Raw genomic sequence first — 14,677 nt, 5'->3', positions numbered from 1 at the left:
TTCGTAATCGATTGCGTAAATTACTAAATTGCCCTCCTTTAAAGCCTTTGTACTTTAAGCCACATAAACCCATATTATAATTTAAATCAAATGTATTCTATTAAGTACCCTCCTGTAAACGTTAGCGGTAAAAGGTTTTTGGTGTTACTTGTTTGCGTGCTGAGTTTTCAAAAGCTTACGGCACAAAGCAAAGTACCGCTTAATGACCTGTCTTTTTTTCAGGATCCCTCATCAAACTGGAAACTTGCAACCAATGTGCAGGCCGATCTTTTACAAGACGAAGTATTGTCTGTTAAGGATGGCGCAGGCATCCTGGTAAACCTGCCTGGTAAAAACGGAGCAAAAGATTTGTTCACCAAAACTAATTATGGCGATATGGATCTCGAGCTTGATTACCTGATGGCCAAAGGATCAAACTCCGGGATCTATCTCCAGGGGCGTTATGAAATTCAGTTGCTGGATAGCTGGGGGGTAGTTAACCCTAAATCGGGCGATAATGGCGGCATTTATGAACGCTGGGACGATAATAAACCCGATGGACAACAAGGATACGATGGCCACGCTCCAAGGCAAAATGCAAGCAGGGCACCTGGCTTGTGGCAACATATGAAGATCTCGTTCCAGGCGCCGCAGTTTGATGCAAACGGGCAAAAGACATCAAATGCCAAAATACTTTATGTTTGGTTAAATGGTGTTTTAATACAGGATAATGTAGAGCTTGCCGGGCCAACCCGTGGCGCTATAGATAATAAAGAAACTATTGCCGGCCCTTTACGCATCCAGGGCGATCATGGCGCGGTAGCTTTCAGGAACATTAGCATAACCGGGTTTGATAAACATCACCCGGTATTGTCAAACTTAAGATACCAGGTATACAAAGGCGGTTTGCTTACCGATGCTGATTACAAAAAATTAAAGCCCGAAGCCGAAGGTGGCTCGACAATTTTGTCATCAAACCAGGGTAGGTTAACCAACGACTTTTTGATCCGCTATACAGGTACCATTAAGATTACCGAAGCGGGCGAATATGCATTTAAGTTAAGTGTACCGGGCGGCAAGGGTTCTTTACGCATTAATGGCGCTGATGCTGTACCAACGGCTGAAAGCAAGGGCGCCGGCAAAATTCAATTGCAACCCGGTAACCATAATTTCGAGCTCTTTTATTCAAAAAATGTTGACTGGGCTAAGCCGGCTTTAGGGCTTACTGTAGCTGGTCCGGGCATCCGCGAGTATTTATTGAGCGATGCCAATGTTAGTTCAAATGATCCCATTGATCCGATATTGATCAACGCTACATCAAATACAATTTTGCGCAGTTTTTCTGATCTGCCGGGCGGCATACGGGTTACACATGGCGTAAATGTGGGCAGTACCGAGCAGGTGCACTATACCTACGACCTGGATAAGGGAATGATAGTTGAAATATGGCGCGGCGGATTTTTGGATGCCACCCCCATGTGGCATGACCGCGGCGACGGCTCATCGCGCCCTGCCGGATCTTTTCAATACCTTGGCAAACCGGTGCCGGTAATTGAAAAACTGGCTAACACACAGGCACCGTGGGCACCCGATACAGCAGGAACAGGTTATCGGCCTAAAGGATACATTTTAAATGCGGATGATCAGCCAACTTTCATGTACGTTATTTACGGCTCTGTGGTGAATGATGCCAGCAGGGTTATTGCCGGTGGGCAAGGCATTCGTCGCGACATAGTTTTGCAAAAACCTGTTGACGGTTTATTTGCTCACCTTGCTACAGGCGATAATATTGAAGAGCTTGGTAACGGACTATATATAGTTGACGATAAATCTTACTATATCCGTATTGATGATGCCGGGGATGCCAAACCGATACTTCGAAGCGCGGGAGGCAAGCAGGAACTTATCATCCCGATTAAGCAAAAATTAACCTATTCTATTATCTTTTAAGTAGCCTTCGTTATGAATTATACACTAAAACAAATGATAAACAGGGCCACATTATTTACTGCACTTATAATTGCCGCTCTTTTAAATTATACCCCAAATACTTACGCTCAGGCCGAATCGGCTAAAGAGGATGATTATTTTAAGATTATGAAAGTGCCCGCACCCGAGGGCACTATATTGGAAGTTGGTGGTTTGTGCACTTTACCCAATGGAACACTTGCTGTAACCACCCGTCGCGGCGATATTTTTATGGTGGAGAATCCAACCAGCCAGCATCCTTTCTTCCGCAAATTCGCGTCGGGACTGCATGAGGTTTTGGGCGCTGCCTGGAAAAATGGCGCTTTGTATGTGGTACAACGTGGTGAGCTTACCAAACTGGTTGATACCAATATGGATGGCAAGGCCGATGTTTTTGAAACCATTTATGCCTGGCCTTTATCTGGTAATTATCATGAATACAGCTTTGGACCTAAGATAGCGCCCGACGGGTCTTTCTTTGTTACCCTGAACCTTGGTTTCCCGCCTGATTGGTGGCACCCCAAAAGTTTTGTACCGTGGAGAGGCTGGGCCCTCAATATTAAGGAAGATGGCACGGTTACACCATGGGCTGCCGGTTTTCGCTCACCTTGCGGCATCAGCATGATTGACGGGGAATTGTGGTACAGTGATAACCAGGGTGATTGGGTTGGCTCGGGCAGTATTATGCAGGTTAAGAAGGGGGCTTTTATGGGGCATCCATCAAGTTTGGTATGGGCTAATTTGCCAAACTCACCATTAAAACTTACGCCGGAACAATTCTTTGCCAAAAACAATCCAAGAATTGAATTTGATAAAGACGGTCAACCGTTTAAGCCACAAAATATTGTTAACGAAAAATTCAGGACCGAATTTGAGGTAAAAAAGGAGATTCCTGAATTAACTCTACCCGCTGTTTGGTTGCCCCATGGCATATTGGGAATTTCCAACTCCGAAATTGTGAAAATACCCGAAGACGCTTTCGGGCCGTTTGCAGGCCAGTTGCTGGTATGCGACCAGGGACAAAGTATGATTGACAGGATCTTTTTAGAGAAAGTTAACGGCGAATACCAGGGTGCGGCATGGGCTTTCAGGAGCGGTTTTCAATCGGGTATTGTGAGACTTGCCTGGTTACCAGATGGTTCGCTGGCAGCAGGCGAAACTAACCGCGGCTGGGGATCTGCAGGAGAGGCTACCATGGGTTTACAACGTTTGGTATGGAACAATAAGGTCCCCTTTGAAATGAGGGCTATTCGCGCTATGCCGGATGGTTTTGAAATTGAATTTACCAAACCGGTGGATAAGAAGGTTGCCGGCGATTTAGCTTCCTACTCAGTAGAAAGTTATATTTATAAATATCACGGTGTGTATGGCAGTCCCCCGGTAAATACCCAAAAATGCCCTATAGTAGGCGTTAAAGTATCAGCGGATGGCTTAAGGGCAAGGCTTATAGTGAATAACCTGCGCAAATATTATATCCATACCATTACTCTTGACGGGATCCGCGATAAGGAGAACTATTTTAACCTCATTCACCCAACAGCATACTACACCCTCAACAATATTCCCGAAGGGCAAAAACTGTCAATGAGCGAAGTGAGCACTATCAATTCATCTAAAGCGATAAAAACAGCCTCACTTTCAGCGTCAAAGAAAGGAAAACTTTTAACTGCGGCCAGTGCGGTGCCAACTTATGATGAAGTGAAACCACTGTTACTGAAAAACACCTGCCTGTCATGCCATAGTGCCAGTAAACGCCAGGTTGGCCCGGCTTACTCGGATGTAGCAAAAAGAAAATACAGTGTAAATGAGCTGGTGCAGCTGATCAGTAACCCTAAGCCCGAGCATTGGCCGGATTATTCGACCCCGATGCCGCCGATGCCACAGGTGCCTAAAGAGGAAGCCAGGAAGATAGCGCTTTGGATAAAATCGCTTGCCAAATAATGAGAATTATGAGAAATAAATCGACAATCAACATATAAAAATTGAGAAAAATCAAGAAAAATTGAGAAAAACGATGAAAGTCCATCACGGTCATTAAAATTATTGGCGCGGGCCTTTGGTCTGGAAAAAAACCTTTTTACCAGACTTCATCCTGACCCTTGATCCTTTGCCATACATTGTTTTTTATTTACGCTAATTATAAATATATCCTAAAAATGAAACAACTTGTAATGTTCGCAGTGTTATTGGCCGGTTCGGCAATAACAGCTCATGCGCAGCAAACCGGGAAACCGGAAGATACCGAATATTGGTCGCCGGTACCGGCTGTGGTAACTCCGGCCAAAAACGTGGGCGGGGCACCGTCCGATGCCATCGTTTTATTTGATGGCAAAAACCTGGATGAATGGGTTGCCACTAATGATTCCACATCGGCACATAAATGGAAGGTTGCCGGCAAAATAATTACGGTTGATAAAACCGCAGGCGATATTCAAACCAAAAGAAAGTTTACGGATTTTCAGCTGCACATCGAATATCGCATCCCATCAAATATTACAGGCAGCGGACAGGGGCGGGGCAACAGCGGTATTTTCCTGGCTGCGTTACCATGGGGCGCCGGTGGATACGAGCTGCAGGTGCTTGATAACTATAATAACAAAACGTATGTTAACGGCCAGGTAGGCAGTTTGTACAAACAATCGCCGCCATTGGCAAATGCCTGCCGCAAACCCGGCGAATGGCAGTATTATGACGTGATATGGACAGCGCCGCGCTTTAACGAAGACGGAACTTTAAAATCGGCAGCGCGGGCAACGGTTTTGCATAATGGGGTGCTTGTTCAAAACAACACGGCCTTAAAAGGCGATACCCCATATATTGGCCAGCCCGAATACCGTAAACATGGCGCCGAACCTATTAAATTACAGGCCCATGGCGACAAAAGCGAGCCGATAAGCTACCGGAATATTTGGGTAAGGGAGCTGTAAAGCCTACACTTTATAAATAATTTGAACAGCCTGGCTATCAAACGCCCCAGGCTGTTTTTTTATAACCTGTTTACTTCTGCTAAACTTTATACGGTGCTTGTTTGTATGCGGTCAATACGCTAAATTCGTTCATGACCAATAACCGACGCAGTTTTATCAGGCAGGCGGCTGTGCTTACCGGCGCTTTTTCGGCATCCAGCCTGTTTAGCCAGGCGCATGCTCATGAATGGAGATCTGCCGAAAATAAAATTACCCATTTAACACCGCAACAGGTGGCGCAGGATGAGGATTTCTGGGGCGTTATCCAGCGGTCGTATTCGGTAAGCACCAATATCATAAATCTTAATAACGGGGGCGTTTCGCCTTCGCCGTTGGTGGTGCAGCAGGCCGTGGAGCGGTATAACCAGCTAACTAACGAAGGCCCTTCATACTATATGTGGCGCATACTTGACCAGGGCCGCGAACCTCTGCGCGAGAAACTGGCCCTGCTTGCCGGCGCCCTGCCCGATGAGATTGCCGTTAACCGCAATGCTACCGAATCGCTTAATACCATTATATACGGGCTGCCCCTAAAAAGCGGCGACGAGGTGATAGGCGCCAAACTGGATTATCCGCATATGGTGCAGGCGTATCGTCAGCGGGCATTGCGCGAAGGGATTATATACAAACAACTAACCTTTGATTTCCCGATTGAGGATGAGGCGCAAATTGTAAAAGCCTACCAGGATGCTATCACCCCCAAAACAAAACTGATACACGTTACGCACATCATTAATTATGTGGGGCAGATTATGCCGGTTCGCAAAATATGCGATATGGCCCATGCCCGCGGCATCGAGGTTATTGTTGATGGAGCGCACTCTTTCGGCCTATTGGATTTTAAGATCCCCGATCTTAATTGTGATTACTTTGGTACCAGTTTGCATAAATTTCTCTCGGCACCTATAGGCAGCGGGATGATGTGGATTAAAAAAGACAAAATTGCTAAAGTATTGCCCCTGTTGTGCGACGACAATCCCCAGGGCCCCGATATTCGTAAATTTGAAAACCTGGGTACACGTAGCTTCCCGATAGAGCAGGGGATTGGCGAGGCCGTAAATTTTCAGCTGGCTATTGGCAGCAAACGTAAGGAGGAACGGATCCGATACCTTAAAAACTACTGGGCGGCCAAAGTGCAGCACCTGCCCAAAGTAAAACTGCACACTTCGCTGAAACCCGAATATGCATGTGCCATATGCGGCGTATCTGTTGATGACATAACCCCTGCACAACTGGAGGCAGCGCTGTTTAACCAGTATAAGATCCATACGGTATCCATCGTGTTTGAAAACGTTAGCTGTGTGCGCATAACCCCGCATGTGTATACCACAATTGCCGATTTGGACAAACTGGTAAAAGCAATTACCGAAATAGCCGGAAAGACAGGATAATATCTATCTGGCCCCTCCTGCTTTAAGCAAAAATTACTCCGGTCTGAATTTAGGGGACAGCATCGTATTGATCAGCATTTTCAAGCTAAATAATTAAACAAAAATTAAACAAATCCCTCATTATCTGGTTTATAAGTATATCAGATGTTCCGGATCTTTTTAGTTATTGGAGGGGTAAATCAGAAGTCTGTTTATTGTTAAATATCATTAATTCAAATGACCATCGTCATTAATTAATGAATGGTTATTTCAGAATTTTATGTTATAAAATCAATTGACAATAACGATGAAAACAATACTTGTCCCAACCGATTTTTCAGACAATGCAACGCATGCTGCTGAATACGCTTATAACCTGGCAAAACATCTTAAAGCTAAAATGATATTGTGTAATGCCTTCATGGTTCCGGCCGCCATGCCCGAAGCCGGCATGGTAATTTGGCCAATGGACGATTATGAGCATATAATGGATGATAGCATACAGGAGCTTAAGAAATTGGCCGCCAGGTTAGAGGGTGAGGATTTAAGGGATGAGGTTAAACCTAAAATTACCTGTGTTAACGAAATGGGCGATTTTAACACCATACTAAAAGGGTTTGAAAATAAGGATGTTGATATAATAGTTATGGGAACTCATGGCAGCGGCCTGAGTAAAGTTCTTTTAGGAAATCATGCCAAAGGAGCTATTGATTACGTTTCAAAACCCCTGCTGCTAATTCCTCCAAAGGTTGCTATCAAACCTATAAAGAAAATTGCTTTTGCTACGGATTTTAAACATCCTGAAGAAGATTTGAAATTTGTGTATGAACTGATACCGGTTGCCAGGATGCTGGATGCCGAAATACTGATTACTCATGTAGTTAAAGATAAAGAGCCAGCAGGTGGTTTTAAAGAACTTATAGAGCCATTCCTGAATGAGTTATCAAACAAAAGCAATTATCCTCATATATATTACCGCATTTGCGAGGGCGCCAGGGCTACCGATGGCTTAAACTGGTTGTGTGAATTTGGCCACATTGATATTTTGGCGATGGTGCATCACTCGCATAGTTTTTTACATGGTTTGTTAAACGGAAGCGCTACACAAAAAATGGCAAGCCGGATAGAAATTCCACTACTTGTATTTCACTCACAAAATTAATGATATATATAGTTAATAATAACCTAAAAAGCTCCGCGCAACGGGGCTTTTTAGGTTATTAAGGAAAAAAATACCAATCAAATTAACACTCGCATAAGGTGACCACCGTCATTGTTTACCATAGCAGTGCATCATTTTTTAGCGGTACGTAATCATATAGCTTTACCGGTAATTAAAACTGCCATCTAACTAATTGTTCTTTTCTCATTAATCAAATGTTCGAAAAAGCAAATTCATACATACTATCCATTAACGGCGGCTCATCCAGCTTAAAGTTTAAGCTATATATATCCGGCTCAAATAAATTGGCATTATACGGCTCCGTAGATCATATTGGTACCCAAACTGGTCAGCTTGTAATAAGAAACAGTGATGATAAGCCAGTATTTAAATTGGTTGAGAATTTTGAAGATCAATTTAATGCCGCTACAGAACTAATCAGCTGGTTTAAAAATAATCAGCAACAGTATGATATCATAGCTATAGGGCATCGCCTTGTACAAGGTGGTCCCAATCATCGCACCCCTGAAATTATAACAGACGAATTATTACACTCGCTAAATGAGTTTATTTATTTGGCGCCCAATCATCTGCCTAATGAAATAAAGATGATTCAATTATTTCAAGCCGCATTCCCGGGTATACCCCAAGTGGCTTGTTTTGATACCGCATTTCACCAGGATATGCCTTTCTGTTCAAAATACTATCCGCTGCCATCAAAATTCGCAGATAAAGGGCTTATTCGATATGGCTTTCACGGTTTATCATATGAATATATAATGATGGCGCAAAAAGCAACATCAGCTCCAAACGGAAAAATTGTAATAGCGCATTTGGGTAATGGTGCAAGTATGGTAGCTGTAAGAAACAGGGTTGGCATCGATACCACAATGGGGCTCAGTCCCATGGGTGGGCTGGTAATGGGAACCCGTTCTGGTGATCTTGACCCCGGGGTAATATTGTTTTTGCTTAAACAAGAAAAACTAACACCCGATGAAATAGATGATCTGTTAAGTAAACAATCGGGTTTAAAAGCCATTGCCGGCACCAGTGATGTGCAGGAGTTGTTAAAAAATGAAGCAACAGATACCAGGGCCCGGGAGGCTCTTGCGGTGTTTTGTTACAACGCCCGAAAATGCATTGGGGCACTGGCCGCGGCAATGGGGGGGCTCGATGTACTGATATTTACAGGGGGGATAGGTGAAAATTCAGCAATAATAAGGGAGCGGATCTGTAGTGAACTTGATTTTCTGGGGATATCAATCGATCAAAAATTTAATTATAACCCGCAGGAAGTTATATCAACCGAACAAAGCCGGGTTAAGGTAAAAGCTATAGCAACAGATGAGGAATGGGTGATTGCTAAACATACACAAACCATTATTGATAACATTAAAACAAAAGAATTATGCAACTGATAGTGAACTACGATTTGGAAAAAATGAATTCTTACTGGCAGGCTATTAACTATTTATCTGCCGGGCAAATTTATTTGCAGGATAATGCAATGTTAAAAGAGCCGTTAAAGCCCGCGCATATTAAACCAAGATTACTCGGTCACTGGGGCACATCACCAGGATTAAACCTGGTATACGTACACCTTAACCGGCTTATAAAAGAAACGGACGCAGATATCTTATACATATGCGGCCCGGGTCATGGAGCGCCGGCCATAATTGCACATACCTACCTCGAGGGCACATATTCGGAAATATATCCGCGGGTAGGGCAAAATGAAGAAGGAATGCTGCAATTATTCAGGCAATTCTCTACGCCAGGTGGTATCCCCAGCCATGTAAGTGCACATACACCCGGTTCCATTCATGAAGGCGGCGAGCTGGGATATTCACTTGTGCATGCTTTTGGCGCTGTGTTTGATAACCCCGACCTGATAGCTGCCTGTGTTGTGGGCGACGGGGAGGCCGAGACAGGTCCGTTGGAAGGTAGCTGGAAATCTGTTGCTTTTTTAAATCCGGCAAGAGACGGAGCCGTTTTACCTGTTTTACACCTGAATGGGTACAAAATTTCGGGGCCAACCGTGTTGGCGCGAATGGATGACGATGCACTGCGGGCATTGTTCACAGGATATGGATACGAGGTGTTTTTTGTTGAGGGGGATGACCCTATGGCTGTACACCGGCAAATGGCAGAAACATTGGATCGTGTTTATGAAATAATTAGGAGGATTCAGTATGCAGCGCGGGTGGATGGCTTTATAACGCCGGTTTGCTGGCCAATGATTATTTTAAGAACACCAAAAGGCTGGACCGGGCCAAAAGAATGGAATGGCGTGCCGATTGAAAATACATTCCGCTCGCACCAGGTTCCGTTAACCGGGTCAAAGGAAGATCCTGCAAAATTAAAAGTGATTGAAGAGTGGATGCGAAGTTATAACCCCGAAAAATTATTTGACAAGAACGGCAAGCTTATTCCAGAACTTGCAGAACTTGCACCAACAGGTAATAAACGCATGAGTGCAATACCATTTGCAAATGGCGGCCTGTTGCTAAAAGAATTAAAGCTGCCCGATTTTAAGGATTATGAGCTGCGTGTTACCACTCCGGGCATAGTTGAAGCCGAAAGTACCCGCAACTTAGGGAAATATCTCCGCGATGTTTTTGAGCTTAACCAGGAGAACAGAAATTTTCGCCTTTTTTGTCCTGATGAAACAACCTCAAACCGTTTGGAGGCTGTGTTTGAAGTAACTAATCGTTGCTTTATGAAAGAGATATTTGCTACGGATGAGAAGCTTGCACCAGATGGGCGTGTTATGGAGGTTTTAAGCGAGCATCTTTGTGAAGGATGGCTTGAAGGTTATCTTTTAACCGGCAGGCATGGGCTTTTTCCTTGTTATGAAGCGTTTGTAACCATAGTTGACTCTATGGTAAACCAGCATGCCAAATGGGTGAAAACTGCCCATGAATTACCGTGGCGCAAACCCGTAGCCTCCTTAAATTACCTGCTAACTTCACATGTATGGCGGCAGGATAATAATGGTTATAGCCACCAGGGGCCGGGTTTTATTGATACTGTTATTAATAAAAAAAGCACGGTTGCCAGGATTTATTTACCACCAGATGCTAATACACTTTTATCGGTGATGGATCATTGCCTGCGGAGTAAGGATTATGTAAACGTAGTAATAGCAGGTAAACAGCCCGAATTGCAATGGCTCACCATGGATGAAGCAGTAAAGCATTGTGCTATGGGCGCTTCTGAGTGGAAATGGGCCGGTAATTGTAACAACGAAATGCCTGATGTAATATTGGGATGTGCCGGAGATGTACCCACGCTTGAAGCTGTGGCCGCCGCCTGGATACTTAAACAATATTTTCCCGATCTTAAAACCCGGCTGGTTAATGTGGTTGATCTGATGGCCTTATCACCTGCTGCATATCATGCCCACGGAATGAGTGAGGAAGTGTTTAGCGCACTATTTACAGATAACGCACCTGTTATTTTTGCTTTTCATGGCTATGTACGCATCATTCATGACCTGGTGCATGGCCGGCCAGATCCGGCGAGATTTCATGTAAGAGGGTATATGGAAGAGGGTACAACAACCACGCCGTTTGATATGGTAGTGTTAAACCAAATGAGCCGCTATCATTTAGCTATGGAGGCAGTTAAGCGTGTACCCCAACTGCACCAGCAGGCCGATGCGTTTATTGCCTGGTGCGATGCAAAACTTAAAGAGCACCATGAATATATCTGTCAATACCTGGATGATATGCCAGAAATAAAAAACTGGAAATGGACTGCGGTAAACGAAAGTGAACTTATAGGCAACTAATGGCGTATAATCATATAGCATTAAAATATTATATAAATAAAACTATATAAGGTTATTCCGGGTTATTTGGGTAAATTTCAATAATGATTAATAAAAAGGAAATCTTTGGCTACGTGCCAAACAAAAACTATAAAGCGGGTGTGGCTTATTTTTCAATGGAGTTTGCCGTTGACCAATCTTTAAAAATTTACAGCGGTGGTTTGGGTTTCCTGGCTGGCTCGCATTTACGCAGTGCGTACGAGTTAAAACAAAATTTACTGGGTATTGGCATGCTTTGGACATACGGTTATTACGACCAGGTAAGAGGTACCAGTGCGCTAATGAAACCGGACTTTATTAAAAAGGAATACTCATTTTTGCAGGATACCGGGATTGTTTTAACGGTTTATATTCACAGCGCACCTGTTTATGTTAAGGCATATTTATTAAAGCCCGAAACCTTTGGTACAGCGCCGCTGTTTTTGCTAAGTACCGATATTGCCGAAAATGATGAAGTATCGCGCTCAATTACACACCGCTTATACGATGCAAATGAAACTACGCGGATAGCCCAAAGTATAGTTTTAGGCATTGGTGGGGCAATGTTATTAGATGCTTTAAAAATAGTACCCGGTGTTTACCACATGAACGAAGGGCATTCTATACCCCTCGGGTTTTATCTGTACAAGAAGTTCAATAAGCTTAGCGAAGTAAAGAAAAGGGTAAGGTTTACTACCCACACACCAGAAATGGCCGGGAATGAAGAACACAATTATGGACTGCTAAATGATATGTCGTTTTTTTACCAGATGGACCAGCATGAGGCTAAGTCATTATTAAGTTTAAACGGCGGAGGATTTAATTATACTCTGGCGGCTTTAAAATTTGCAGGTAAAGCCAATGGGGTTTCAAAGCTACATGGTGAAGTAGCCAGGCAAATGTGGGGCAGTAATCCCGGCATTTGCGAAATTACTTCCATAACAAATGCGCAAAATAAAAATTACTGGGTAGATAAGGAATTAAACACAGCCATTACTAAGGGTGATGACCTGGTTATTGCCGAAAGAAAAAAAGAATTGAAGGGCGCCCTTTTTAAAATAGTTGCAGATCAATGCGGGAAAATATTTGATGAAAATGTACTAACCATTGTTTGGGCAAGGAGATTTGCAACCTATAAAAGGGCCGATTTGATTATGTACGATTGGGACAGATTTCTGAAACTTGTTAATAACAAAAAAATGCCCGTACAGATCATCTGGGCTGGCAAGCCATATCCGGGAGATGACGGCTCCGTTAACTTATTTAATCAAATTATATTAAAAACAAAGCACTTCCCTAATTGTGCTGTGTTAACCGGCCATGAGCTCGACTTATCTGCGCAACTCAAAAAAGGTGCGGATGTATGGCTAAATAACCCCCAAATGTACAGGGAGGCATCTGGCACGAGTGGAATGACAGCTGCTATGAATGGTGTAATCAATGTTTCATTACCTGATGGCTGGGTGCCGGAATTTGCCAGGGATAAGAAAAACTGTTTTATTATACAACCTGCAGCAGATGAGCTTCCATACGACGAGAAAAACACGGTAGAAAACCATAACCTTCTTGAAATTTTAGAAAAACAGGTTTTACCACTGTACTATAATGATCAAAAAAAATGGTTAAAAATCATAAAAGAAGGTGCCAAGGATGTTGTGCCGGCATTTGAATCAGCAAGAATGGCTGCGGAGTATTACGAAGTGCTATATAAAGTTTAATTATATTGTTTGCTAAGCCTGAATGGTGATGAAGAGCAGGTTGTTACGTGACTAAGGTCATTAGTTAGCTGTAAGTAATTCTTAAACTTTACAGCTAATATCTATAACCTTTATTCTCTTCAACTATGAAAACAATCCTTGTAATAAATGATCATTCTGCAGAAGCATGCCATGCTATAGCATTTGCAAAATTAATGGCCGAAAAAAATTATGCGAATGTCATTATAGCTAATACCTGTGAAGTAAATAAAAAAGTTTTTGAAAATGTATTAGCAGGAAACCGGTTTGATTACCCCGATAGCTCATTGCCTGTTGAAGAAGTAATACCCCATTTGTTGGTGCCTCATGATGATGAGAACACTTTTAAGCCAGAGGTAAAAGAAATTGATATTTCAAATATCAATGAAACAGAACTTGCGCACCTTGTTAACAAAGAACAAATATGGCTGATGGTTAAAGGTATGGGCGATGATAGTCCCTCCTCAATCTTTAAAATAAACGTAAATTATTTATTGAACAAAATGCTTTGCCCGTTGATGCTGATACCTGCTAACTGGCAAATAAAGGATATTGAAAGGATTGTTTACATTGCTGATCTGCGCTATTGCCGGTTACACATTGTAAGGTACCTGGCCGAAATGGCAAAGGTTATAAGTGCAAACCTTTCCATTGCTCATATATCGGCAAAGGGCCTGCCTCATATGGAAGAAAAATACGCTCTTGATGTTTTTAGTACAGAGATAGCTAAGAATGTTAACTACGACCAATTGTATTTTAACAATATCAGGGAAAGAAACATATCTATTGCCGTGGATGTTTTAAAAAACGGCCTGCATAATGATCTGCTGGTTATGGTTAATCACCGCTATCATTTTGTAGAAATAATAGGTAACAATATAACAGATAAACTCCCTGCAAACCTTATCGTTCCGGTACTCATTTTTCCTTATTAAAACAAAATTGATCAGAGAAAAAACCTGTCTGCCCCAATGGAAATCATTTTTAAAAAACACTGAAGCCGTGCCGCCCGCTTAAGCGCATATTCATGTGTCATAGCGAGAAACTCACCAGATAAATTTTGGAAAAAACAGTAATGACGTGTATGGATACCACAATCACCTCGTGATCGTCATTGCGAGGAGGTACCAGGATAATCCTGGAAAAAAAGGGATGACGTGCTGGGTTTAAACCAAGCAATCGGCTTTGCATGCTGGCAACGACTCACCCCGGCTAGGCTTCGCTGGCCGACCCTCTCTTCAACTTCGTTGGAAAGAGGGTTTAAAACATTTTTATTTATTTTTCAAATCCCCTCTATGCGCGAAGCGGAGAGAGGGGTGACAAGCGCAGCGTTGTCGGGGTGAGTCGGCTCGTCACTATGCTGAAACATCATTTCAATTTCGCTAAATTTCACAATTCATATCGTAGGTTAGTTAAAATATAGACTGATAATCAACAAATTAAAATCACGTCATTGCGAGGAGGTACGACGAAGCAATCCTCAAAATACAGATCGGATTTGCAAAGCTACTCTGTAAATCGGGGATTGCTTCGTTCCTCGTATGACGGGTAAGAGGTTCATGTGTAAAAAAAATACGTACTGACAATCAGTAACTTATAATAGGCACGAAGATAACCGACCGCAGGGAGCTCATTAATACCTATAAAAATAAACACAACATTAATAATCCCTAACTGTACAGGGC

The 14,677-nt window shown here is 42.9% G+C and carries 9 protein-coding genes; all 9 read left to right on the top strand.

Annotated elements, in window-relative coordinates; translation table 11 throughout:
• Positions 1 to 90: 90 nt before the first annotated feature.
• Positions 91 to 1,929, top strand: coding sequence for a 3-keto-alpha-glucoside-1,2-lyase-like domain-containing protein (locus tag AC1DO4_RS18465; protein WP_477418469.1), 1,839 nt, complete (start codon positions 91 to 93; stop codon positions 1,927 to 1,929).
• A 12-nt stretch (positions 1,930 to 1,941) separates the two neighbouring features.
• Positions 1,942 to 3,888, top strand: coding sequence for a c-type cytochrome (locus AC1DO4_RS18460; RefSeq protein ID WP_477418467.1), 1,947 nt, complete (start codon positions 1,942 to 1,944; stop codon positions 3,886 to 3,888).
• Between the two features lie 215 nt (positions 3,889 to 4,103).
• Positions 4,104 to 4,874: a 3-keto-disaccharide hydrolase gene (locus AC1DO4_RS18455; RefSeq protein WP_477418465.1), complete on the top strand. Its 771-nt coding sequence runs from the start codon at positions 4,104 to 4,106 to the stop codon at positions 4,872 to 4,874.
• A 131-nt stretch (positions 4,875 to 5,005) separates the two neighbouring features.
• Positions 5,006 to 6,304 (top strand): aminotransferase class V-fold PLP-dependent enzyme, encoded by a 1,299-nt coding sequence (locus tag AC1DO4_RS18450; protein WP_477418463.1) that lies wholly within the window; start codon positions 5,006 to 5,008, stop codon positions 6,302 to 6,304.
• Positions 6,305 to 6,590: 286 nt separating this feature from the next.
• Positions 6,591 to 7,445 carry a universal stress protein gene (locus AC1DO4_RS18445; protein WP_477418461.1) on the top strand — a complete coding sequence of 285 codons (855 nt, stop codon included), beginning with the start codon at positions 6,591 to 6,593 and terminating at the stop codon, positions 7,443 to 7,445.
• Between the two features lie 215 nt (positions 7,446 to 7,660).
• Entirely contained in the window at positions 7,661 to 8,863 is a 1,203-nt protein-coding gene (locus AC1DO4_RS18440) for an acetate/propionate family kinase (RefSeq protein ID WP_477418459.1), read from the top strand.
• On the top strand, positions 8,854 to 11,238 hold the full coding sequence (locus AC1DO4_RS18435; protein WP_477418457.1) for a phosphoketolase family protein: 2,385 nt from the start codon (positions 8,854 to 8,856) through the stop codon (positions 11,236 to 11,238). Before AC1DO4_RS18440 ends, AC1DO4_RS18435 begins: the two co-directional genes overlap by 10 nt.
• 83 nt (positions 11,239 to 11,321) lie before the next feature.
• Positions 11,322 to 12,974, top strand: a complete 1,653-nt coding sequence (gene glgP / locus AC1DO4_RS18430) for an alpha-glucan family phosphorylase (RefSeq protein ID WP_477418455.1) — start codon at positions 11,322 to 11,324, stop codon at positions 12,972 to 12,974.
• Between the two features lie 125 nt (positions 12,975 to 13,099).
• Complete coding sequence (locus AC1DO4_RS18425) at positions 13,100 to 13,927, top strand: hypothetical protein (protein WP_477418453.1); 828 nt, start codon at positions 13,100 to 13,102, stop codon at positions 13,925 to 13,927.
• Positions 13,928 to 14,677 lie beyond the last annotated feature (750 nt).

This window comes from Mucilaginibacter sp. P5_A6, assembly GCF_056400585.1.
The sequence above is the reverse complement of the archived record's forward strand: the minus strand, read 5'-3'. Positions and strand labels throughout refer to the sequence as shown.

What these genes read in the sequence shown, in the direction of transcription:
- AC1DO4_RS18435 (WP_477418457.1), top strand. Translation starts at nt 8,854, where the DNA reads ATGCAACTGATAGTGAACTACGATTTGGAAAAAATGAATTCTTACTGG.
- AC1DO4_RS18440 (WP_477418459.1), top strand. Translation starts at nt 7,661, where the DNA reads ATGTTCGAAAAAGCAAATTCATACATACTATCCATTAACGGCGGCTCA.
- AC1DO4_RS18465 (WP_477418469.1), top strand. Translation starts at nt 91, where the DNA reads ATGTATTCTATTAAGTACCCTCCTGTAAACGTTAGCGGTAAAAGGTTT.
- AC1DO4_RS18450 (WP_477418463.1), top strand. Translation starts at nt 5,006, where the DNA reads ATGACCAATAACCGACGCAGTTTTATCAGGCAGGCGGCTGTGCTTACC.
- glgP (WP_477418455.1), top strand. Translation starts at nt 11,322, where the DNA reads ATGATTAATAAAAAGGAAATCTTTGGCTACGTGCCAAACAAAAACTAT.
- AC1DO4_RS18425 (WP_477418453.1), top strand. Translation starts at nt 13,100, where the DNA reads ATGAAAACAATCCTTGTAATAAATGATCATTCTGCAGAAGCATGCCAT.
- AC1DO4_RS18460 (WP_477418467.1), top strand. Translation starts at nt 1,942, where the DNA reads ATGAATTATACACTAAAACAAATGATAAACAGGGCCACATTATTTACT.
- AC1DO4_RS18455 (WP_477418465.1), top strand. Translation starts at nt 4,104, where the DNA reads ATGAAACAACTTGTAATGTTCGCAGTGTTATTGGCCGGTTCGGCAATA.
- AC1DO4_RS18445 (WP_477418461.1), top strand. Translation starts at nt 6,591, where the DNA reads ATGAAAACAATACTTGTCCCAACCGATTTTTCAGACAATGCAACGCAT.